The organism is Iodobacter fluviatilis (assembly GCF_004194535.1).
Taxonomy (GTDB): Bacteria; Pseudomonadota; Gammaproteobacteria; order Burkholderiales; family Chitinibacteraceae; genus Iodobacter; species Iodobacter fluviatilis_A.
The window spans coordinates 1,998,432-2,023,139 of sequence record NZ_CP025781.1; the positions used below are offsets into that span (position 1 = coordinate 1,998,432).

Here is a 24,708-nt window from a genome sequence, read left to right on the forward strand (position 1 = left end):
GCCGTTTTTTGTCTTAGCGCTACAGCAAGCTAGCCTGCGGTAAGGCCAAGGACAAACTGGCACGATAATGCTTGCTAGCGACATCATTTTTATCTAGCGAATCTAATAACTCCGCCAATTCCGCATGGGCAACCGCCGTAGGATGCACAGCAATGCTGGCTTCTAGATACGTTTGTGCTTTACCCCAGAGTGCGCTTGCACGGCAGAGCCTGCCCAAGGTCAGTAGCAGTAAATGATCTTTAGGGTGTTGCTTCAGCCAGAGTTCAGCTTGTTGTAGCTGAGAGATCAAAGCTTCGCCCGTTAAGCCAAGTAAGCCATAGCGCCCCGCTAACGTGCTGGACCATTCATTACGCAGCGTTTCTTCAATCAAGATGCGGGCAAAGGCAGGCTCACCTTGCTGCTTATGGCTGTCGGCTACGGCTTCTACCAGCTGCGGCAGGGTTTTATCGCCGCTTGGCAGCTTATGCCACCAGTCTTGTAATTGCTGGCTGGATAAAGGCTGCTGCTTTAGCTTTAGCAAATAAGCTTGATTGCGGATGCGTCTTGCTTGCTCTGCATCTACGGCTTCGCTTTTGGCTAGCTGCTCTACCAAACGTAAAATAGCGTCTGGGTTTTCTTCACGTAAGCGCAAACGTAGCTCTAATTGCAGAGCGGCAGTGAGCTTGGGTGAGATTTGCCTTGCTGCGGCAAGGGCATTACTCGCATCGCTATAGCGGCGCTCATCCAGATAAAGTTCAGCTGCCATCATGGCTGCAGATAAGTGCTGATTGCCAAAACGCTGTTGAAGTTTTTCTAAGTATTGATCTCGGCGAGCAAAATCACGCATTTGATGCGCAGCTCGCGTGGCCAATAGCGCATTCACGGCGAAGGCATCGTTATTCTCGCTATTATTGAGCGCCTCACCAGCTAGCCGCTCAGCACGTTGATAGCGGCCTTCAAAAAAGGCTAAGCGCGCTTCACGCTCTAGTTGAATGGAGGCATCTCTTTGCTGACGTTCGCGGTATTGCTTAACCCGTTGTGGCAAGCCGCCAAATTCGGCGATTAGCCTTAGCAGTAAATACAGCAGGGTAATGGTTGCCAAGGTCAGCATGGCGAACACATTCAGCGATATTTCAATACGCCAAGGTGGCAAAAACAGGAGTACATAGCCGGTATTCAGCTGGGCAAATAGGGTCAGGCCGACTGCCAGCGCAAATAGGGCGATGATCCAAAATAGGATTCTCATCGGATAGCCTTAGGTGTAGCCGTAAAAGTGAGCGTTAAGCTGATGCGGCAAAGCGTGGTCATTGCTTAGCCCTTTCTGCAATCGTGCGTGCGCTGCGAACGGCGGCCAAACTAGTGCCCAGCTCTGGCAAGGTAATCACTAAATCTTGTGAGTGCAGTTGCTTAAGCGTGGCAATAGAGGTGGCGGTTTGGGGGGATTTTTGATCGAAGTATTGCTCTAAATAACGTAACGCGGCGGCAAGATCGCTGCGGTAACTGGTTTCATCTTTTAGCATCAGCGTGGTGCGGGCGTCTAATAATCTGAGCTTAATGTTTTCGCGCAGGAAAAAGCCCTGCTCTGGGGATAGCAGCATGGCTTCCGGTTTATCCATTCGGCGAATTTTAATCAGCTGCTTAAGCTGGTGCCAGAGATCATCAGAAAAACGCCCAAATGCGGTGATGCTGACTGATTCCTCGGCCTGAGGCGGGGCCTGGCGATAGCTATCAATGGCTAAGGGTAAGTCATCTAGCCCTGAAATCAGGCTATCGATCTTGGCGCTAATGCCAATGGTGTCTACATAAGGTAGTGCTTTTAGCGTATCAATATCGCGAGTAATGCTTTGGCGCAGGCTGATAAGCTCAGGGCGATTGAGCTGAGTGAGTTTTTGATCGATATTGGCCAGTGCCAACAGGGCTCCATTGATATTGCCGCCTAATTGCAATTGCTGGCTGGCAAAACCCAAGATTTGTTCGATTTCTGATAAGGCGCGGTGTGTTTCGTTATGCGTAAGTGCCTCATACATATTATTTAGGGCTTGCTGCTGATTTAGAGATTCAGCTTGCTTGGCTTCAAGCAAAGACAGCTTGCCGACAAATTGCTGCTGTAATTTAGTATTTTCGGCGAGTTGCTGCGTCAGTTGGCTGGCGCTGGTTTTATTATTGGCGAGTTGGCGGCTTACATCCAGCTTGAGCTGCTCCATAGCCTGCTGTTGGTATAGCCATACGCCGCCTGAGGCAATTAAGGCTGCAGTACTAAGCACAATGGCCGTTTGAGGAATAAAACGACGGCTGGGAGTTTGCAGTGCCGCAGAAAGTGATTCTTGAGAAGTATCCTGAGTCATCTTGGTCTGGTTTCCTAGCGGGGATGGGTGAAGTGCTGATGTAGGCCACGTAAAATACCGTTATCCCCCGCATCTGTTAGTTCTATTTGTTTGGCACCTAAAGCGATCAGTGACTCTGCAATGCGCGGATGAGGCACGAAATATATGCGTGATTGTAACGCTTGCAGCGCACCATCTCCAGCGAGCTGAAATAAGTGTTGCGCCGCTTCAGAGCTAGAAATGACGATGCCATCGCAGCCAGCGGCTAATTCGGCATTTAAGCGTGCTAGATCAAAGTGGGGAGGCTGTCTTTGGTAGGCGCTGATCAAGGTGATCTGTGCTCCCTGCTCTTGTAAGGCTTTAGGTAATAACTCACGACCACCATTGCCGCGAAATATGACAATTTTTTTATTTTGTAAGTTTTGCATGGCAGGCTCAAGTAACAAGCCCTCACTATCAAATTGACTGCTTGGGCAGATAATTTGTTCCACACCTAGTTCTTTGGCACGGCGCTCGCTACCTGGGCCAACAACGGCAATCGGTAAATCTTTTGGCCACTGCGGTAATTGTGCAAACACGGCATCTAACGCCGATGGGCTAACAAAGATCGCTAAATCAAATTGCGCTAAGTTAGCTAAAGCCGCCACTAGCGAGGCTGGATCGGCGGCGGGGGCAATTTCCAGTAGTGGCATTGCTACCGCTTCTGCGCCAGCCTCATTGAGTAGTGTGATTAAGCCGACAGCTTGCTGGCTGGGGCGAGTTACCCACAGGCGCAGACCTTCAAGAGTTTGGCTCATAGTCGTGCCCTAGAAATGTAGCGTGGAGAAATAGCCAGCCCTCTAAGCATCAAGTTAGTCAAGGCCACGCAAGATAAATCGCCTGAGGCGGGCTAAGCCGCAGCGGCTAGGTTTTTTAAGATCTCTGTTGCGCCTTCGGTGCAAAGTAATTCAGCAACTTGCAAACCAAGGCCATTGGCGGCGGCGAGTGAGCCGTTGGCTTCGGCATACACAATATCGCTGCCATCTGGGTTAGCAATAAAGGCGCGCAGGCGCAAAAAGCCATCGTCTTCTTCTGCAAAAGCACCCAGTGGAATCTGGCAAGATCCGCCCAAGCGGCGTGATAAGGCGCGCTCTGCCGTGACACAGGCTGCCGTGATGGCATGGTTTAGTGGCGCTAATAGGGTTTTTAAATCTTCTCTATCTTCACGAATCTCAATGCCTAGCGCGCCTTGTCCTGGCGATGGCAGGCTATCAGCAGGGGAAATGGCGCTTTTGATTCGATTACCTAAGCCCAGTCGAATTAAGCCGGATGCGGCCAGAATAATGGCGTCGTATTCACCTGCATCTAATTTGCCTAAACGTGTGCCTACATTGCCACGTAAGGGCTTGATTAACAGGTGAGGGAAACGAGCGCGTAGTTGCGATTCACGGCGCAGGCTAGAGGTGCCAACGATGGCACCAGCAGGAAGCTGATCTAGGGATTGATATTGGTTTGAGACAAAGGCATCGCGGGGGTCTTCACGCTCGCCAATGGCGGCCAGTGCAAAGCCTGCTGGCAAGAGCATGGGCACGTCTTTCATGGAGTGCACGGCCAAATCGGCACGCCCTTCCTCAATCGCGGTTTCTAGCTCTTTAACAAATAAGCCTTTACCGCCGATTTTATTCAAAGTGACGTCTAAAATTCGGTCGCCTTGAGTGGTCATTCCAAGCAACTCAACGGTGAGCTCTGGATAGAGCGCCTCAAGCTTCGCCTTGATATGGTTAGCCTGCCAGAGAGCAAGCGGGCTTTCACGAGTTGCAATAACGAGGCGAGTAGGCAGTATCACTTGCGATTCCTTGAGTTTTTCATACAAGGGCGCATTCTATCATTAGCCGCCTGTGGGCTGTCTGCAGGAGTTTGCCGCTTATTTTTTATGCGGCTCAAAAAAGGACAGTGGTGGTTGTAGCTCGATATCGAGCTCCACTAAATCAATTTCTTCAAAAACCTCTTCGGCGTTATCGGGAACCGTGGCTGCTTCAATGGTTTCTTCTTCAGGAGTAATTAAAGAAAGATCAAGCGGGCTATTCTCTTCTTCCGGCGGGGGAACAAACTCAAGCGGTGGCAAATCTAGCGAGATTATTTGCAAGGGCGCATTGTCTGAGCTGTAAGTATTTTGCTCAGTATTTTCTGCTGCTGCGGTTAAGAAATCCATCAACATGGCGTCCTGTGGTCGCTGCGGCTCAACTTCTACCACCATGTTTTCTGGCTCTGCTAGTTTGGCAGGCAGAGTGATATCTAAAGGCAGCTCAATTTCTATGGGGTGCTCAATGTCTATAGGCGCTGGCGTTTGCGCAAGATTAACCGGCTTTGCCTCTGCTTCAACATGCGGCAGGGCGTTTTCAGGTGGGCTATATAGCGGGTTTTCAGGGTCGAGTCGGTAACCAATATTACGCACCAAGGCCCAGTCATCCTTATCTCCATTGAGATCATGGAAGCGCCTGGCAAGTTGTGCGTATTCAGTTTTCATGCCCTGTTGGCGTAAAACGCGGAATAGTAGTAACCAAGGTTCTGTTTCGTTTTCATTTTCATTAATGGTGATATACAGCAGCTCAATGGCTTTGTCTGTTTCGCCTTGGGCAACCAATAATTGCGCGCGTTCTAGCGTGGCGCTGCCATCTTCCTCTTGCACTTCAATGCCGCCATAAAACAGCTGGCTGTGCCTAAATATAGAGTGCCCTTCTTGAGTATTCGCTGGGATGGGCTTGATATTGCTGCGGTGTATGCTAGAGATGCTGCTATCAGAGTCAGGCTCCCATGTATTTTGTTTTTGTTTGCGGCGCAGCCAGATCCAACCGCCTGCAACGGCTGCCAAGAGCACGAGCACTAAGACAATCCACCGGTTGCTGCTGGTGGCTTCAGTAGGGTGCCTTTGAACAGCGGTTGGGGCAGGGAGTGGGGGGCTGATGGCGCTGGGCTTGGGGGGAGCTGTTTCTTCTGCTTGATCAATATTTAAGTGTGCTGTAGGCGCGCTGCTTGTGCTACTGGCGACGACTTGGCCACCAGTCAAGGTTTGCAGGGTAAGCATCGATTTTTGCAGGCGTATCATTTCCGATTGCAGCTGCTCTTGCAGGCTCTGCATCATCGCAATTTTGGTTTTTAAATCTTCAGGGCTCAGTACGGCGGGTGCTACGTTTTTGCTGCTTAACTCGCTCTCAATCCGCAACTGGCCCACTGTGGCGGGTAGAGGGGCTAATGTGAGAGAGGTCTCTGGCGATTTGGGCGAGTTGGTGGCGTTGTTGCTTGGTTCTGTTGTTTGCTTTTGGGTCGATTTGGTTCGAGCTGCGCGTGGCGACCTAGTCGCTGCTTTAGTGATTACTTTGTTTGAAGATGCTTCTTCTGTAATGATTGGAGGATTGATGGGCGCAGGGTCTAAAAAGACGGTGTAACTACGTTGTAGTTGTTGTCCTTTGCATTCCATTTTGAGGCTAAAACTGGCTACCGGTTCAAATAGGGGATCTGCCGATTGAATTAAAATTCGTCCGCTGCGCTCATTACTTTCTAGGCGTAATGAGGCTTGGCCTAATCCTGGTAGGTCATTGTTTGTAGCAATAACACTTAATTTATTGCAGTCTTCTGCCAAGCCATCTTCGGGGGCGAGTTGGTAGGGGATAAAGCCTTTAAATCGTTGGCCAACCGATGATTGAATTGTCAATTCCCCAAGCGTGAGGGCAGCAGCAGGTTGCACAATGAGCAGTAGTAGTGCTGCGCATAGCAATTGCCAACTTATATTTTGCTTGAAAGGGGAATGGATTATTGTCATTGATTAGAGGTATTGATTAGTACTTAGACTTTAGACTATTTACTATAGGCTGACAAAGCAAGCATTGTTATTGATAGAAATTTAGCTGTTTTTGTCATCTGCCCCTCGCTTTTCGGTAAAGGCAACGAGGGGAAATATATTAGTGAGCTTCTCCCCAATTCATGCCCACGCCCACTTCTGCGAGTAATGGAACTGTAAGTTCTGCCGCTTGTGCCATTCTAATCGGCAATTGCTCACGCATCATTGCCACCTCATGGTCAGGCACTTCTAGCACCAATTCATCGTGTACCTGCATAATTAATCGGCTTTGTAGTTTTTCTGTCTTAATCCAATTCGCAACATTAATCATGGCTAGTTTAATTAAATCCGCCGCCGTACCCTGCATTGGGGCATTAATTGCGGCGCGTTCTGCTCCGGCGCGGCGTGCGGCATTGGATGATTTGATTTCTGGTAGCCACAGGCGGCGGCCAAAAACGGTTTCTACATAGCCGTGTTCTTTAGCGCTGGCGCGGATGTTTTCCATATACATGGCTACGCCTTGGAAGCGGGCAAAATAGCGGTCGATAAAGTTTTTAGCCGCGTCACGCGGGATTTCTAATTGCGCGGCCAAGCCAAACACGCCCATGCCATAAATCAGGCCAAAGTTAATGCTTTTGGCGTAGCGGCGTTGCTCGCTGCTAACTTGATCAAGTGCTACGCCAAACACTTCGGCAGCGGTGGTGCGGTGAATATCTTCCCCAGAAGTAAACGCAGCAATCATTGCAGCATCTTGAGATAAATGCGCCATGATACGCAGCTCAATTTGCGAGTAATCGGCCGACATAATCTGCCAGCCTTTGGGAGCAATAAAGGCTTCACGAATCTTGCGGCCTTCTAGGCTTTTAACTGGAATATTTTGCAGGTTAGGCTCGGTAGAGCTTAAACGCCCAGTCACGGCGACGGTTTGGTTATAGCTGGTGTGAACGCGGCCGGTGCGCGGGTTTACCATGAGCGGTAGTTTGTCGGTGTAGGTGGATTTAAGTTTAGAAAGCGAACGATGCTCAAGTAAGACCTTGGGCAGCGGAAAATCCTTGGCCAGTTCCTGCAATACTTCTTCATCGGTAGAAGGCGCGCCCTTAGGGGTTTTTTTAATCACCGGCAGCTTGAGCTGTTCAAAGAAAATCTCGCCAAGCTGCTTAGGGCTGGCCAGATTAAATGGCTGGCCAGCTAAATCGTAAGCGGTTTGTTCGATTTCAAGTAAGCGCAGGCCAATTTCGTGGCTTTGCTGATTTAGCTTGTGGCTGTTGAGCAATACGCCGGTGCGCTCCATTTCAAACAGCACCGCACGCGAGGGCATTTCGATATCACGGTACACCGTAGCCAGCCCGCCAGTTAGCCGTGGCAGCATGGCGTGGGCAAGTTGCAGGGTGATGTCGGCATCTTCTGCGGCGTAAGTGCTGGCAATCTCAACCGCAACTTCGTCAAAGCCAATTTGTTTGGCCCCTTTGCCGCAGAGCTCTTCAAATTTTATTGTAGCAACGCCTAGCTCGCGTTCGGCCAGTGCATCCATATTATGTTTTTCAAAGCTGGCCAGCACATAAGACATCAGCATGGTGTCGTCAGAAATGCCAGCCAGTGCAATGCCGTGGTTGGCAAAAATATGCTGATCAAATTTTAAATTCTGGCCTAGCTTTTTGTGCTCTGCGGATTCTAACCAAGGTTTCAGTTTGGCTAGCGTGGCATCTAGCGGTAGCTGTTCCACTGCATCTGGCCCGCAGTGAGCAAGGGGTAAGTACGCTGCAAGACCTGCTTTAATGCAAAAAGACATGCCCACAATTTGCGAATTGAGCGTGTCAAGACCCGTTGTTTCGGTATCTAGCGAAACCACATCGGCGGCCATCAGTTGCTCTAGCCATTCATCTAACTGCTCTTGGCTGAGGATGGTTTGGTAGTGGCGCTCAATAGGGGCTGACTCGCTGATGATTTCCGCTGTGGCGGCAGGTTCGGCTGGGGCGCTAAATAAATCACCGCTGGTGGGGGCTGTCACGGTGCTTATCTTACTTTCTGCCTCGCGAATCCAAGTTTTGAAGTTTGCTTTGCGAAAGATGCCCAGCAGCGTATCCCAGTCTTCTGCCTGTGGCGCTAAATCTGTAAATTGTTGTGGTAGCTCACAACTTAAATCCAGATCACATTTAATGGTGACCAGTTGTTTGGCCATTGGCAGCCATTGCAGTGTATTGCGCAGATTTTCGCCAACCACACCTTTGATTGCATCGGCATTGGCGACGATGGCGTCTAGTGTCTGGTATTCACTTAGCCATTTTTGTGCGGTTTTAGGGCCGCATTTGGGTACGCCAGGCACGTTATCTACGGTATCGCCAATCAGCGCTAGATAATCGACAATTTGCTCAGGACGTACGCCAAATTTATTAATCACGCCTTCGATATCCAGCACTTCTTCGGTCATTGAGTTTTCAATTCGCACGTGCTGATTGACTAGCTGTGCCATATCTTTATCGCCGGTAGACATGATGGTAGTAATACCGTGCTCTGTACCCCAGCTTGCAAGGGTGCCAATTACATCGTCAGCTTCTACGCCATCCACCATCAAAATCTTAATACCAAAGGCTTTCACAGCGGCGTGAATGGGCTCGATTTGCACCCGCAGCTCGTCGGGCATGGATGGGCGTTGCGCCTTGTATTCAGGGTATAAATCGTCGCGAAAGGTTTTACCCTTGGCATCAAACACGCAGGCGATATAATCGGCGGGGGTTTGCTGACGTAGTTTTTTCAGCATATTCACAAAGCCATAGAGGGCATTGGTGGGCGTGCCATCGGGAGCCGCCAAATCGCGGATCGCATGGAAGGCTCGGTAGAGGTAGGAAGAGCCGTCAATTAAAAGCAGGGTCGCCATGCGATGAAACTCTCTATACTAAGTGTAAGAAAAATGAAAACACTGGTGCGTTTGCCGCTAGCCAAGGTTCGGATTGATATTTGGAAGACATTAAATCCAGCGTATTATAAGGCCTAAGCTGCTGTGTTTATATGTCAGCTTTGTACGATGTATTCCACGATAAAAGACGTCAATTAGCGCTTGTCCGTGTAAAGAATAATTCAGACTCCAGTAGCGACTTTAACAAGGAAACGATCATGCGCATTATTTTGCTTAGCCTATTACTGAGCAGTTACGCCTTTGCTGCGTCACCGAGTGATGCGCCCCCACCTTTGCCAGCCAAAGAAAGCGAGGCAAAAGTGCAGGATGAGCCAGAAATCAAGGTGATCGAAAAATCTGACGCAACCATTGCAGAGTATCGCTTAAAAGGTAAGCTTTACATGATGAAAGTAACCCCTAAAGTGGGTAAGCCTTATTTCTTGATCGATAGAGAAGGGCAAGGACGTTTTGACCGCAGTGATGATTTGGGCGGCAGTAATTTATCAGTACCACGCTGGGTCATTTTTGAATTTTGATGAAGTATCGTAAGTAATGAATAGTCTACGAAATACACAAAAAGCATGAGCAGTGATTGCAAGCTTGAGATGGATATTCGCGCTTGTTATTTATAATTCAACGTTATATTTGCGTGTTTTTTGTGGGCGGAAAACCAGTTTAAGAATGCCCATTTGAGTCAAATCTATGTCAGTTTTTACCACCGTGACAGTGGAAGACCTCGGTCCCTTCCTAAAGCGTTATTCCATTGGCAGCTTGCTTGAGCTTAAAGGTATTGCTGCTGGGATTACTAACACAAATTACTTTGTGACCACCACGCATGGCCGCTATGTGCTGACTCTGTTTGAAACCTTGGCTGCCGATGAGCTACCGTTCTACGTCAATTTAATGGCTCATCTTGCCCATCATGGCATTGCAGTGGCCGCGCCGATTGCCAATTTGGAAGATCAATATGTTGATGAGTTAAATGGTCGGCCAACATTGTTGGTGCAGTGTGTGCCCGGCACGGTGGTCGATGAGCCTAGTGCTTTGCAATGCGCAGAGGTTGGCGAAATGCTGGCGCAAATGCATTTGGCTGCGCGCAGCTACCAAGGGCAAATGCCCAATCCGCGTGGGCCAAAATGGTGGAATGCCACCGCGCCACAGCTGTTTGAGTTAATGGGCACGGATGAGGCCGAGCAATTGCGCTCCGAGTTGGCTTTACAGGCTGAGCATTGTTTTGATCACTTGCCCCAAGGCGTGATTCACGCTGATTTATTCCGCGATAACGTCTTGCTCAATGGCGATCATGTGGGCGGTTTTATTGATTTTTACTACGCCTGCAATGATGTGTTGGCCTATGACTTAGCTATCACGCTGAATGATTGGTGCGTAACAGAATCAGGCGATATCGATTCGCTGCGGGCCAAGGCATTGTTGCATGGCTATCAAACAGTTCGCCCCTTAGGCTTGGATGAAATTGCCGCGTGGCCCGTGCTATTACGTGCGGCGGCGCTGCGCTTTTGGGTATCGCGTTTATATGATTTTTATAAGCCTGCGGCCGGTGAAATAACCTATGCCAAAGACCCTGGGCATTGCCAACGGGTGATCAGTGCGCATGCACAGCGGCAGGATTTTTACGTGTGAACATTTTTTTAAATGAATTAAGCCAGTTGCTTGATGTGGCGGGTGTTTTAAGTGGCAAAGCTACTGCGGCGTATTGCTTAGATCAACGCCGTCGTTATCAGGGAGCGGCATTGGCGGTGGCTAGGCCGCGCAGCACCGCAGAAGTGTCGGCTGTGATTAAGCTTTGTGCCCAGTACGGCGTTGCTATTGTTCCGCAAGGTGGAAACACCAGCCTTTGTGGTGCTGCTACGCCTGATACATCGGGCAAGGCCTTGGTGTTGTCCTTGGAGCGAATGAACCGAGTACTCAAGGTGGACAGCGATAACAACACCATTATTGTAGAAGCAGGCGCTGTTTTGGCGCAGGTGCAGGCTGCTGCGCGCGCGGAAAATCGCTTGTTTCCTGCCGATTGGGCTGCGGCTGACTCTTGCCGCATGGGTGGCGCTTTAGCGACCAATGCGGGCGGCGTGAATGTGCTGCGTTATGGAAATATGCGCGAGCTGACTTTGGGCTTGGAAGTCGTGCTGCCCAATGGCGAAATTTGGGACGGTTTGCGCGGGCTACGAAAAGACAATACTGGTTATGATTTAAAGCAGCTCTTTATTGGTTCTGAGGGCACTTTAGGCGTGATTACCCGTGCGGTGCTTCGGCTTTACCCCCTGCCAACGGCCCATGCAACGGCTTTGGTGGCTTTGGATCATCCTGCCGCTGCGGTAGAGTTACTCCGCGGCGTTCAGGCTGCAGTGGGTGACCGAGTAACTTCATTTGAACTGATTTCCAAGCCTTGTTTTGAGTTGTTGGCTAAGCAATGCCCTAGCTTGCCTCACCCTTTTAAGCCTTTGCCTGAATGGGCGGCGCTGCTGGAGCTATCGGATGGGGGAGATAGCGAGGTATTAAGCGATCAATTAGCGCAAGTGCTCGTTACTTTAGACTGTGAAAATGCTTTGTTGGCACAAAATAGTAAGCAAGCCAGAGATTTTTGGCAGTTAAGAGAGCATATCCCAGAGGCTCAACGCAGAGAAGGCGTAAGTATTAAGCATGATATTAGTGTGCCAGTAGGCAGTATTCCTGATTTCTTAACTGAATGTGGTCAAGAGTTGGCGGCGGCTTTCAGTGATGCCGCCATTATTGCATTTGGGCATTTGGGCGATGGTAATTTGCATTACAACGTATTTAGAGCAGATAAAACTGCAGCGATTTACTCAGATGAGCCTATGGTGAATGATATTGTTTATGCTTGCGTTGCAAAGCATAACGGCAGTATCAGTGCAGAACACGGGATTGGACAATTAAAGCGCCATCATTTGGCTAAATACAGAAATCCCTTGGAATTAGCATTAATGAAAAGAATTAAACAATCGTTTGATTTGGCTGGAATTATGAACCCTGGAAAAGTATTACTCGATTAAAAAATGTAATCATTTACTTATATATTAGTGTTAACTAAGTAATGTATATGTTTTAGCTTACAAACTGCGTAGAATATATTTTCATAACTACTACAACGAAATTCAGGTATGAGCGAGTCCAACCCCAGCCATTCGAAAGCTTCTGACCGTCCTGATTGGCGTGTGGGTGAGCATCAAAGCCGCTTTGATCCCCTTTTAGATTGTTTGGCTGAGCTTACACGTATTCATGGCTCTCCTTGGACGTGTGAGGCTTTATCTGCTGGCTTACCCCTGAGCGATAATCTCTTATCACCCTCACTCGTGCCGCGCGCAGCAGCTCGAGCAGGCTTATCTGCTCGAGTGGTGCGCCGCTCCTTGAATGAATTACCTACCAGCTTATTCCCCGTTATTTTACTGCTTAAAGATCGAGGCGCTTGCTTACTGCTGGAGTGGCTGGATGACGGCATGGCACGCGTATGTTTTCCTGAAACCGGTGAATCATCTGAGCTGATTAGTGCTGAGGCATTACAAGACGTGCATACTGGCATCGTTATTTTTGTTCGGCCCAAGTTTAGATTTGAAGCCCGTGCACCAGAGCATGGCTCGGTGCGGGGTCGCCATTGGTTTTGGAGTGTAGTTAAAGACAATTGGCGCTTATACCGTGATGCACTATTGGCCGCGCTACTGATTAACACGCTGGCGCTGGCCATGCCGCTGTTTTCGATGAATGTTTACGATAGAGTCGTGCCCAACCATGCCTTAGAAACGCTGTGGGTGCTGGCGATTGGCGCTTTAGCGGTGTTGACGTTTGATTTCTTATTACGAACGATCCGTGGCTATATTATTGATGTAGCGTCAAAGCGTATTGATGTGACCTTATCCGCTTTGATTATGGAGCGTGTGCTTGGAATCCGCATGGAGGCGCGGCCCGCTTCGGTCGGTTCTTTTGTGGCTAATTTGCGTGCTTTTGAATCGGTACGAGATTTCATCGCGTCGGCTTCGATAACCACCTTGGTAGATTTGCCTTTTGTGCTGATTTTCTTACTGGTGATGATGTGGATCTCGCCGTGGTTGGCGGTGCCTGCCATGGTGGGCATTGTGCTGGTGGTGGTTTTTACCTTGCTGGCCCAAGATAAAATGCGCGAAATGGTTGAGCTCACTCAGCGGGCATCCGCACAGCGTAATGCTACCTTGGTTGAGGGCTTGGTTGGGATAGAAACCATCAAGGTGATGGGAGCGGAGAGCGAGTTCCAGCGTCGCTGGGAGCGCTCAACGCATTTCCTCGCCCAAGTGGGCTCAAAACTTAAATTACTTTCATCAACAACGGTTAATTTTGCATCGTTTATTAGCCAATTGGTGAGTGTGGTCGTGATTATTGTGGGTGTGTATTTACTCACCGAAAACATGGTAACAATGGGGGGGATTATTGCCGCCTCTATGTTATCTGGCCGTGCATTAGCCCCGCTTGGTCAGGTGGCTGGTTTGTTGATGCAATACCAAAATGCGCGCACCTCGCTGGCGGGGATTGAATCTCATATGAAGTTGCCGGTTGAGCGTCCGCAAGATAGCAATTTCTTACACCGCGAATCATTCCGAGGTGAAATTGAATTTAAAAACGTCAGCTTTGCCTATGCCGGTAGTGATGAAAAAGTACTCAATAATGTTTCATTTAAGCTTAAAGCCGGTGAAAAAATGGCCATTATTGGCCGGATTGGTTCTGGCAAAACCACGATCGAAAAAATGATCCTTGGGCTTTATTACCCTACTGAAGGGGCGGTGTTAATTGATGGTGTGGATACGCGGCAAATTGATCCCGCTGAATTACGCCGTGCCATTGGGCATGTGCCACAAGAGCCCATCTTGTTCTATGGCACCTTGCGCCAGAATATAGCCATGGGCGCGCCATTTGCAGACGATAGCAGTATTTTGGCTGCGGCTGATTTAGCTGGGGTGAAGGAATTCTCTGATCTGCACCCACGCGGTTTTGATATGTTGATTTCTGAACGTGGTGATTCCTTATCGGGGGGGCAGCGGCAAGCGGTTTCGATTGCTCGCGCTTTATTGAATGATCCGCCGATGCTGTTGCTAGATGAGCCAACCAGTGCAATGGATCACCTTTCTGAAGAAAAACTAAAAGCGCGCCTGAAGGCTTATATCGCGCAAAAAACCTTATTGCTGGTTACACATCGCACCTCTTTGCTGGATTTGGTCGATCGTTTGATCGTGCTAGATCAAGGGCAAGTCGTTGCAGATGGCGCGAAAGCGCAGGTGATTGAAGCCCTGCAGCAGGGCAGAATAGGTAGGACGAGTTGATGATGGAGATTAAAACCGTTAAACCTGCATTTTGGCGCAACAAGTGGCAAGCTTTAGTCAGCAAAAGCTCGTATTGGTTTGATCGCTATTTATTTAGAGGCGAAGCGGCGGATGTCGTTGATCACAATGATTTTATTGCTGATGCCGATTGGGTGATTGTTGAGCAAAGCTCGCGTGGTGCAAGAGTCTTGGTCTGGGTATCTGCGTTAACCGTGTTGGTGGTGCTGATTTGGGCTAGTTTGGCAAAAATTGATGAAGTTACACGTGGCGAAGGTAAGGTGATTCCTTCAAGGCAGATACAGGTGATACAAAGCTTGGATGGCGGCATTGTGAAGGCCATCTTAGTCAGAGAGGGGCAGCAGGTTAAGGAGGGGCAATTACTGATTACGATTGACCCAACCCGCTTTGTGTCGTCATTAAAAGAAAATCGGGCACAGTATTTATCGCTGAAAGCTAAGGCTGCACGGCTGGAAGCGCTGGCTTCGGGTAAAGACTTTGTTGTTCCTGCTGAAGTACAGGCCGAAGCGCCAGGAATAGTGATTCAAGAGCGTGGCTTGTATGAATCACGTCATGCTGAAATGACGGCTTTGATCAGCGGCGCACAGCAGCAGTTGGTGCAACGCGGGCAGGAGCTAAATGAAGCACGCACTCGCCGCGAACAAGCAGGCCAAGGCTATGCGCTGACTTTACGTGAGCTGGAAGCCACTAAGCCTTTATTGAAAAGTGGTGCCGTTTCTGATGTAGAAATCCTACGTTTAGAGCGTGATGTTTCGCGTTATTTGGGTGAGCGCGATTCTGCAGGCTCGCAAATTCCGCGTATCCAATCGGCGATGTCTGAGGCAGGTAGCAAAATTCGTGAGGTAGAGCTGAGTTTCAAAAACGTCGCCCGTGCAGAACTGGGTGAAACGGTGGGCAAGCTCAATAGCTTGACTGAAGGTAGTGTGGCCCTTGCTGATCGGGTGAAGCAGTCAGAAATTCGCTCGCCGGTAAATGGCACTGTAAAGCAATTGCAAGTTAATACCGTGGGTGGAGTGGTGCAGCCTGGTAAAGATATTATTGAAGTTGTGCCGGGGGATGACGCGCTGTTATTAGAAGCTAGGATCTTGCCGAAAGATATTGCCTTTTTACGCCCTGGCGCCACAGCAATTGTAAAATTTACAGCCTATGATTTCTCTATCTATGGTGGTTTGGAGGCCAAGCTAGAGCACATCAGTGCAGATACCGTTGTGGATGAAAAAGGTAACGCTTTTTATATCGTTAAGGTAAGAACGAATGCTAGCTTCTTGAAGGCTGGAGAAAAAAAACTACCTATTATCCCCGGCATGGTGGCTGAGGTTGATATTTTAACGGGTAAAAAAACAGTGCTTTCCTATTTGTTGAAACCGGTACTTCGTGCAAAATCCAATGCGTTGACTGAGCGATGAACTTCTCCATTTTAACTACCGATACCTCCTTGTTTGCGCATATCCAGCAGGGTACGCAGCAAGAGTTCTTGCTGCTAGGTTCTTTGCCTGCATTAAGCCAGCTTAGCGGTGGTGTGGTGCTGATTGATTTGGCTTTGCCTAGCTTGCCAGCTTTGAGCGATGCCAGCTGGCTTGTATATACCACGTCTAACCAAGTACTTTTTTTAAGCTCAACACCTAGCGATGAAGAACACCTAGCGGCATTAACAGCGGGCGCACGGGGTTATTGCCATGCCTATGCCACGGGCGAGTCTTTGCAGGCCATTTTGAATGTGATTGCGGCTGGTGGGGTTTGGGCAGGGCCAGCTATTTTGCAGGCCTTGATTCGCTCTATGCATAAATTATTTGTACCCAAAGATACTCAGGCTTGGATGGGGCCGCTGACTGATCGTGAGCGCGAAGTGGCTACTTTAGCCGCCAGTGGTAGTGCGAATAAAGAAATTGCTCGTGAGTTGGGTATTACTGAGCGTACTGTTAAGTTTCACCTAAGCTTGATATTTGAAAAGCTCAGTGTGAATGATCGTTTGCAACTTACGCTGCTGTCTAAGGGTATACGCTAATTTGTATTTTCATTACATTTTTGTGTCAGAGTTGCCCCGTTTATACGGGGCTTTTTTCTGACCAGCGGCCGCTGGCACTGTACTTAGGTACAGTAGGAACGTCAAAGGAATGGGGCTAGCCTAAAAGCCTAACTCATTCACTGGTTGACCTATCATGGCCGAGCAAATTAGTGCAAGCAAACCCAACGTTACCGTTGTTCATATTGATGGTAGCGTTTTTTTGCGAGATGCGACTGGGAAGTCTGTGCCTTTAAAAGAAGGCCAACAGTTGAATGAGAATGAAATTTTTGTTACCTCGGTAGATGGGCGAGTTCAGCTACTTATGCCCAATGGCGAGCTGCTAGAAATTGGCGGAGATCGTACGGTACAGGTTGACGCTCAGATGCTGGGCTCAGCCCCCGTTGATGCTGCATCAGCGGCGATTGCCGATCTGAATGCTTCAACGGATAAAATTGCGGCCGCAATCGCCAGCGGCACAGATTTGTCCACTGAGTTAGAAGCAACTGCTGCGGGTTTGGGCGGAGCAGGGGGTAGTGCGGAAGGCCACTCCTTTGTTGAGTTAGGGCGAATTGCTGAGGGCGTAAATCCGCTGGCATTTAATTTTGCAGGCTCTGATTTAGGCACAACAGATCTGCCCATTGTAGGTGCACTACCTATTCAGCCCAGCCCCAACCCCTCTATTCTGGGCGCAGATACAGTTAGTGTCGCTGAAGATACTCCCGCTTCTGGCAATGTACTTAGTAATGATAGCGATGCTGACGGCCCGCTCAGTGTTACTGGTTTTACAGTTGCGGGCTTGCCCGATACCTTTGCTCCCAACCAGCAGGCTACGATCACAAATGTAGGTACCTTGGTCATTGCGCCCAATGGTGATTTCACCTTTACACCTGTCGCTAATTACAATGGGCCAGTGCCGGTCGTGACGTATAGCGTGGTTGATCCTGTTGGTGGGACAGGCAGCAGTACTTTAACACTAACCGTTACCCCAGTGGATGACCCTGCGAATTTACAAAGCGATGTGGCAACGGCAGCCGAAGATACACCAGTAACGGGCAATGTATTAAGTAATGATAGCGATCCAGACGGGGCTCTAACGGTGACTGGCTTTACTATTGCAGGGCTTACCGGCGCATTTACAGCTGGGCAGCCTGCCAGCATCCCGAACGTGGGTACTCTTCTGATTGCGCCTAGTGGTGATTACACTTTTACTCCTGCTGGCAATTACAACGGCCCCGTGCCAGTGATTACATACAATGTGGTTGATCCACAGGGCGGAACGGGTAGTAGCACCTTAACTATTACCATTACACCTGTTGATGATCCGGCAAATTTACAAGCAGATACCGCAACGCTACTTGAAGACACCCCCGCAACAGGCAATGTATTGAGCAACGATAGCGATCCAGATGGCCCGTTGACGGTTACTGGCTTCACTATTGCAGGTCTAGCTGGCACGTTTACCACTAGTCAGCCAGCCACTATCCCCGGTGTAGGCTCGTTGGTGATTGCGCCCAATGGCGATTACAGCTTTACACCAGAAAATAACTACAACGGCCCCGTACCCGTTATCACCTACAACGTAATTGACCCATTAGGTGGCACGGGCAGTAGCACGCTGACACTGACCATTACGCCAGTCGATGATCCTGTGATTAGTACGATTGAAGTCGGTAATCCCGGTGTGGCAGACGACAATGTAGTTGAAGGTAACAACCTCGTTTTCAACGTTACTCTGAGTTCGGCCACCACCAAGGTGGAAAGCTACGCCTTTAGTTTGGGAGGCGGCACAGCCAGCACAGCGGACTACGGCACAGCCACCTTTAGCAATGGCGTGACGTATAACGCCACCACAGGTCTGATTACGGTTCCTGCGGGCGTCACTGATTTCGCTGTCACTCTGCCAACAGTGGATGATGCACTGGTAGAAATCACCCCAGAAACTGTACCGCTCACCATTGGTGGCGTTTCGGCTACCGGCGGGATTCTGGACAACGACAGCCCAACGATTACCAAAGTGGAAGTGGGTAACCCGGGAGTGGCGGACGACAATGTGGTGGAAGGCAATAACCTCGTCTTTAACGTCACGCTCAGCACGGCCACCACGAAACCAGAAACCTATGCATTTAATCTAGGTGGTGGTTCAGCATCAACCGCCGATTACGGCACAGCGACCTTTAGCAATGGCGTAACGTATAACGCTACCACAGGCCTGATTACTGTTCCGGCGGGCGTCACTGGTTTCGCAGTCACTCTTCCAACAGTGGACGACGCATTGGTAGAAATTACTCCAGAAACCGTACCTTTAACCATCGGTGGCGTCACTGCCACCGGCGGGATTTTGGACAACGACAGCCCAACGATTACCAAAGTGGAAGTGGGCAACCCGGGTGTGGCGGACGACAATGTGGTTGAAGGCAATAATCTGGTCTTTAACGTCACCCTCAGCACCGCCACCACCAAGATTGAAAGCTACGCATTTAATCTCGGCGGCGGCAGCGCATCGGCTGCAGACTACGGCACAGCCACCTTCAGCAATGGCGTGACGTATAACGCCACCACAGGTCTGATTACTGTTCCTGCGGGTGTCACTGATTTCGCTGTCACTCTGCCAACAGTGGACGATGCACTGGTCGAAATTACCCCAGAAGCTGTGCCGCTCACCATTGGTGGCGTTTCGGCCACCGGTGGGATTCTGGACAACGACAGCCCAGCCATTACTGGCATTGAAGTGGGTAACCCAGGAGTGGCGGATGACAATGTGGTTGAAGGTAATAATCTGGTCTTTAACGTCACGCTCAGCACTGCCACCACGAAACCAGAAACCTATGCATTTAATCTCGGCGGCGGCAGCGCATCGGCTGCAGACTACGGCACAGCCACCTTCAGCAATGGCGTGACGTATAACGCCACCACAGGTCTGATTACGGTTCCTGCGGGCGTCACTGATTTCGCTGTCACTCTGCCAACAGTGGATGATGCACTGGTCGAAATTACCCCAGAAGCTGTGCCGCTCACCATTGGTGGCGTTTCGGCCACCGGTGGGATTCTGGACAACGACAGCCCAGCCATTACTGGCATTGAAGTGGGTAACCCAGGAGTGGCGGATGACAATGTGGTTGAAGGTAATAACCTAGTCTTTAACGTCACGTTAAGTACCGCCACAACGAAACCAGAAACCTATGCATTTAATCTCGGCGGCGGCAGCGCATCGGCTGCAGACTACGGCACAGCCACCTTCAGCAATGGCGTGACGTATAACGCCACCACAGGTCTGATTACTGTTCCTGCGGGTGTCACTGATTTCGCTGTCACTCTGCCAACAGTGGACGATGCACTGGTCGAAATTACCCCAGAAGCTGTGCCGCTCACCATTGGTGGCGTTTCGGCCACCGGTGGGATTCTGGACAACGACAGCCCAGCCATTACTGGCATTGAAGTGGGTAACCCAGGAGTGGCGGATGACAATGTGGTTGAAGGTAATAACCTAGTCTTTAACGTCACGTTAAGTACCGCCACAACGAAACCAGAAACCTATGCGTTTAATCTGGGTGGAGGTTCAGCATCGGCTGCAGACTACGGCACAGCCACTTTCAGCAATGGCGTGACGTATAACGCCACCACAGGTCTGATTACTGTTCCTGCGGGTGTCACTGATTTCGCTGTCACTCTGCCAACAGTGGACGATGCACTGGTCGAAATTACCCCAGAAGCTGTGCCGCTCACCATTGGTGGCGTTTCGGCCACCGGTGGGATTCTGGACAACGACAGCCCAGCCATTACTGGCATTGAAGTGGGTAACCCAGGAGTGGCGGATGACAATGTGGTTGAAGGTAATAACCTAGTCTTTAACGTCACGTTAAGTACCGCCACAACGAAACCAGAAACCTATGCGTTTAATCTGGGTGGAGGTTCAGCATCGGCTGCAGACTACGGCACAGCCACTTTCAGCAATGGCGTGACGTATAACGCCACCACAGGTCTGATTACGGTTCCTGCGGGCGTCACTGGTTTCGCAGTCACTCTTCCAACAGTGGACGACGCACTGGTAGAAATCACCCCAGAAACCGTACCGCTCACCATTGGCGGCGTTTCGGCTACCGGTGGGATTCTGGATAACGACAGCCCAACGATTACCAAAGTGGAAGTGGGTAATCCGGGTGTGGCGGATGACAATGTGGTGGAAGGTAACAGCCTCGTCTTCAACGTCACCCTCAGCACCGCCACCACCAAGATTGAAACCTATGCATTTAATCTCGGCGGCGGCAGCGCATCGGCTGCAGACTACGGCACAGCCACCTTCAGCAATGGCGTGACGTATAACGCCACCACAGGTCTGATTACGGTTCCTGCGGGCGTCACTGATTTCGCTGTCACTCTGCCAACAGTGGATGATGCACTGGTAGAAATCACCCCAGAAACCGTACCGCTCACCATTGGCGGCGTTTCGGCCACCGGTGGGATTCTGGACAACGACAGCCCAGCCATTACTGGCATTGAAGTGGGTAACCCAGGAGTGGCGGATGACAATGTGGTTGAAGGTAATAACCTAGTCTTTAACGTCACGCTCAGCACTGCCACCACGAAACCAGAAACCTATGCATTTAATCTCGGCGGCGGCAGCGCATCGGCTGCAGATTACGGCACAGCCACCTTTAGCAATGGCGTGACGTATAACACCACCACAGGTCTGATTACGGTTCCTGCGGGCGTCACTGGTTTCGCAGTCACTCTTCCAACAGTGGACGACGCACTGGTAGAAATCACCCCAGAAACCGTACCGCTCACCATTGGCGGCGTTTCGGCTACCGGTGGGATTCTGGATAACGACAGCCCAACGATTACCAAAGTGGAAGTGGGTAATCCGGGTGTGGCGGATGACAATGTGGTGGAAGGTAACAGCCTCGTCTTCAACGTCACCCTCAGCACCGCCACCACCAAGATTGAAAGCTACGCATTTAATCTCGGCGGCGGCAGCGCATCGGCTGCAGATTACGGCACAGCCACCTTTAGCAATGGCGTGACGTATAACGCCACCACAGGTCTGATTACGGTTCCTGCGGGCGTCACTGATTTCGCTGTCACTCTGCCAACAGTGGATGATGCACTGGTAGAAATCACCCCAGAAACTGTACCGCTCACCATTGGTGGCGTTTCGGTCACCGGTGGGATTCTGGACAACGACAGCCCAGCCATTACTGGCATTGAAGTGGGTAACCCAGGAGTGGCGGATGACAATGTGGTGGAAGGCAATAATCTGGTCTTCAACGTCACTCTGAGTACGGCTACGACTAAGGTTGAAAGCTACGCCTTCAGTTTGGGTGGTGGTTCAGCATCAGCGGCAGACTACGGCACAGCCACCTTTAGCAATGGCGTGACGTATAACGCCACCACAGGTCTGATTACGGTTCCTGCGGGCGTCACTGGTTTCGCAGTCACTCTTCCAACAGTGGACGACGCACTGGTAGAAATCACCCCAGAAACCGTGCCGCTCACCATTGGTGGCGTTTCGGCTACCGGCGGGATTCTGGACAACGACGTTAATCAAGCTCCTATCATTGGCAACGCAAGTGCTACGGTTTCGGAAGAGGGCTTGCTTGGTGGTATTAAAGATTCTACAGGGTCACCAACAGATACCTCTGACAGTACGGTTCGTACTGGGACGATTGCAATTAGTGATCCTGGTAGTCCTGTTTTAACAACTTCTTTGATTGCCCCTACCACGGCCTTGTCCTCTGGTGGTCATGCCTTGGTATGGAGTGGAAGTGGCACACATGATTTAGCCGCCACCGCTGGTGTTGGTGGCCCTGTTGTTGCAACCATTAACATTGATAACGCAGGGAATTACACCGTCACCTTAAAAGCACCAATTGATCATCCGGTGAATAGTGTTGAGGATGTGAAATCATTCAATGTGGGGGTTAAAGTATCTGATGGTGCTTTAAGCTCAACAGGTACGCTCACCGTTAATGTTGAAGATGATGCTCCAGTTGGGCGTAGCCAAACGGCTAATGTACAGATTCCAAATGTGGATAGTAATTTGGTTCTTACTCTTGATATTTCCGGCAGCATGGGAGACCCAAGTGGAATCACTGGCAAAACAAGGCTGCAGGTTGCTAAGGAGGCAATTGCTAAATTAATCGACGATTACGATGTTTTAGGTGACGTTAAAGTCATGTTGGTTACGTTTAGCTCCTCCTCTGCCACACAGCAAAGTGGCGGACAAACATGGATGTCAGTTACTGAAGCTAAAGCTGTTTTAGCTGGGCTTGTTGCGAACGGCGGGACAAACTACGACGCTGCAGTGAGTCAAGTAACAACGCACTTTTCTGATGCAGGTAAGATTGTTGGTGGGCAAAATATTGGTTATTTCTTTTCTGATGGAGCGCCTAATACTGGGCTTGGTTTAGATGTAACTGAAGAAGGTGCTTGGAAGTCCTTCTTGCAGGCTAACCATATTAACTCACTCGCTTTGGGCTTAGGCTCGGGTGTGACCGATGTTAATTTGAATCCGCTTGCATACAATGGCACAGGAGCAGGCTCAGAAACTAACGCCATCATCGTGACTGATCTGGCGCAATTGCCACCTATCCTAAGAGATACGATAGTGGCCCCAAATGCGGGTGATTTAACTGGAACGGTTGCAGGGGTGACTTCGGGCTTTGGTGCCGATGGCGGCCATATGAATGACATTACTGTAGATGGTGTGAAATACACCTTTAATGTGGCGGGTAATTCAATCACTACTGCAGCTGGGGCGGGTACTTATTCCTTTGATGCGGCAACCCATCAATTAAAAGTGAATACCGTTTTAGGCGGGCAATTTGTAATTGATATGGATGATGGAAAATACACCTATACCCCACCAGTCATTAAAACTTCTGGTAGTAGTGAAAATATTGGATTTACCTTGATTGATAATGATGGTGATTTAGATCAGTCTAATAGCCATCTCACTATCAATGTGGTTCCGCCCGCACAAGGCAGTACCTTGCAACTAAGCACATCAACCACGGCGATTGCAGATGCTACTCGTGGCTTGCATGGTGAGTTCTTTGGTTATAACAATGATCCGGATAAGGGCGCTGGCATCACATACAACGTGCAAAGCCAAGATAATACGGTTGGCAATCTCGACAATATCAGTGATATCACCTCGGTGATTAATGGCCGTCAAGGTAGCAATATTGTCGGCACTCAAATCGAGGCCAGCGCGACTGCCAGCGATGCCACCTTTATTGCCGATGCGGTTAAATATGGCGTGACACCTGCGGTGACAGGCAATTTGGGCACTAATAATGCAGTAACGGCAGGCTCAGCCATTACAGCGGGCAATTTGTATAACTTCCTTGGCGCAAATAACGCTGGAGCCGATACGGCAGGGCTTGCTGCGACCAGTACCTTTGGCAATACCACAGATTCGATTATGCGGATGGTGGGTGGCGCTTATTTTGCAGCAGGCACTTACGATATTCGCGTGTATGCGGATGATGGTTTCCGTATTGCGGTTGATGGTTTGTCGGTATTTGAATACAACGCCAACCAGCCTCCAACCACACGGGTTCAAACCGGCGTGGTCATTAGTGAAGGGATGCATAATCTCGAAGTGTTGTATTGGGAGCAAGGAGGTAATGCGGCTTTAAAAGTTGAATTTAAACCAACTGGATCCGCCGATAGTGCTTATGTCACGCTAGGGATTAATGACATGGCCTTATTCCATGGCACACAAGCTCCGGTACTCACTGGGCTACAAGATATTATTGAAGACCCAAGTAATAATGGGCACTACCTTGTACGTAGCGGGCAAGAAGTAACGGGTAGCAATCTATCTGATACGATTACCGGCTCGGCGGGGCGCGATATTATTCATGGTGGTGCAGGCCAAGATGTAATCAATGCCGGAGCTGGGGCAGATCGTATTGAAGGGGGTGGGGGGAATGATACATTAACGGGTGGTTTGGGTGCCGATACTTTCCGCTGGGCCTTGGCGGATAAAGGAGCGGTTGGCACGCCTGATATCGATAAGATTACCGACTTCAATAGTGCAAGTTACAACGCCGGAGGTGATCGCCTTGATTTGCGTGATCTATTGCAATCAGAAAATCACAATGTGGGTTCGGGTAATTTAACTCAGTATTTACATTTTGAAAAATCAGGCACCGATACTATTATTCATGTCAGTAGTGCAGGTAGTTTCACAGGGGTGTTTAATGCAAATGGTGATGACCAACGTATCGTATTAGCAGGCGTTGATTTAACCAGTAATGGCAGCTTGGCAGACGCTGCAATTATCCAAGACCTGTTGAATAAGGGTAAATTGATTACTGATTAATGAATGAGTATCAACGTTAAAA

The 24,708-nt window shown here is 49.8% G+C and carries 13 protein-coding genes; 7 read left to right on the forward strand and 6 right to left on the reverse strand.

Features of this window, described 5'->3' with window-relative positions; all coding sequences use genetic code 11:
- Window positions 1–19: 19 nt before the first annotated feature.
- From C1H71_RS08975 to polA, 6 genes are all read right to left on the reverse strand, one after another.
- Entirely contained in the window at window positions 20–1,225 is a 1,206-nt protein-coding gene (locus tag C1H71_RS08975; RefSeq protein WP_130106256.1) for a heme biosynthesis HemY N-terminal domain-containing protein, read from the reverse strand.
- 58 nt (window positions 1,226–1,283) lie between these two features.
- On the reverse strand, window positions 1,284–2,324 hold the full coding sequence (locus C1H71_RS08980) for a uroporphyrinogen-III C-methyltransferase (RefSeq protein ID WP_130106257.1): 1,041 nt from the start codon (window positions 2,322–2,324) through the stop codon (window positions 1,284–1,286).
- A gap of 14 nt (window positions 2,325–2,338) precedes the next feature.
- Complete coding sequence (locus tag C1H71_RS08985) at window positions 2,339–3,100, reverse strand: uroporphyrinogen-III synthase (protein ID WP_130106258.1); 762 nt, start codon at window positions 3,098–3,100, stop codon at window positions 2,339–2,341.
- 92 nt (window positions 3,101–3,192) lie between these two features.
- Complete coding sequence (hemC, locus tag C1H71_RS08990; RefSeq protein ID WP_188053687.1) at window positions 3,193–4,128, reverse strand: hydroxymethylbilane synthase; 936 nt, start codon at window positions 4,126–4,128, stop codon at window positions 3,193–3,195.
- A 78-nt stretch (window positions 4,129–4,206) separates the two neighbouring features.
- Window positions 4,207–6,102 carry a type IV pilus assembly protein FimV gene (locus C1H71_RS08995; RefSeq protein WP_130106259.1) on the reverse strand — a complete coding sequence of 632 codons (1,896 nt, stop codon included), beginning with the start codon at window positions 6,100–6,102 and terminating at the stop codon, window positions 4,207–4,209.
- A 139-nt stretch (window positions 6,103–6,241) separates the two neighbouring features.
- The gene (gene polA / locus C1H71_RS09000; RefSeq protein WP_130106260.1) at window positions 6,242–8,995 is read right to left on the reverse strand and encodes a DNA polymerase I; all 2,754 of its coding nucleotides are present in this window, start codon (window positions 8,993–8,995) and stop codon (window positions 6,242–6,244) included.
- Between the two features lie 236 nt (window positions 8,996–9,231).
- On the opposite strand from polA, the gene C1H71_RS09005 reads away from it, so the two are divergent.
- The 7 genes from C1H71_RS09005 to C1H71_RS09035 all read left to right on the forward strand — a co-directional run bounded on the left by C1H71_RS09005 (window position 9,232) and on the right by C1H71_RS09035 (window position 24,686).
- Window positions 9,232–9,549 (forward strand): DUF2782 domain-containing protein, encoded by a 318-nt coding sequence (locus C1H71_RS09005; RefSeq protein WP_130106261.1) that lies wholly within the window; start codon window positions 9,232–9,234, stop codon window positions 9,547–9,549.
- Between the two features lie 166 nt (window positions 9,550–9,715).
- Window positions 9,716–10,654 (forward strand): homoserine kinase, encoded by a 939-nt coding sequence (locus tag C1H71_RS09010; RefSeq protein WP_130106262.1) that lies wholly within the window; start codon window positions 9,716–9,718, stop codon window positions 10,652–10,654.
- Complete coding sequence (locus C1H71_RS09015; protein WP_130106263.1) at window positions 10,651–12,042, forward strand: FAD-binding oxidoreductase; 1,392 nt, start codon at window positions 10,651–10,653, stop codon at window positions 12,040–12,042. Before C1H71_RS09010 ends, C1H71_RS09015 begins: the two co-directional genes overlap by 4 nt.
- 108 nt (window positions 12,043–12,150) lie before the next feature.
- Entirely contained in the window at window positions 12,151–14,334 is a 2,184-nt protein-coding gene (locus C1H71_RS09020; RefSeq protein WP_130106264.1) for a type I secretion system permease/ATPase, read from the forward strand.
- Window positions 14,334–15,758, forward strand: a complete 1,425-nt coding sequence (locus C1H71_RS09025) for an HlyD family type I secretion periplasmic adaptor subunit (RefSeq protein WP_308418306.1) — start codon at window positions 14,334–14,336, stop codon at window positions 15,756–15,758. The genes C1H71_RS09020 and C1H71_RS09025 overlap by 1 nt, the downstream gene beginning before the upstream one ends.
- Window positions 15,755–16,357, forward strand: coding sequence for a response regulator transcription factor (locus C1H71_RS09030; protein ID WP_130106265.1), 603 nt, complete (start codon window positions 15,755–15,757; stop codon window positions 16,355–16,357). The genes C1H71_RS09025 and C1H71_RS09030 overlap by 4 nt, the downstream gene beginning before the upstream one ends.
- A gap of 154 nt (window positions 16,358–16,511) precedes the next feature.
- A complete protein-coding gene (locus tag C1H71_RS09035; protein ID WP_130106266.1) occupies window positions 16,512–24,686 on the forward strand; it encodes a retention module-containing protein in 8,175 nt (2,724 codons plus the stop codon).
- Window positions 24,687–24,708 lie beyond the last annotated feature (22 nt).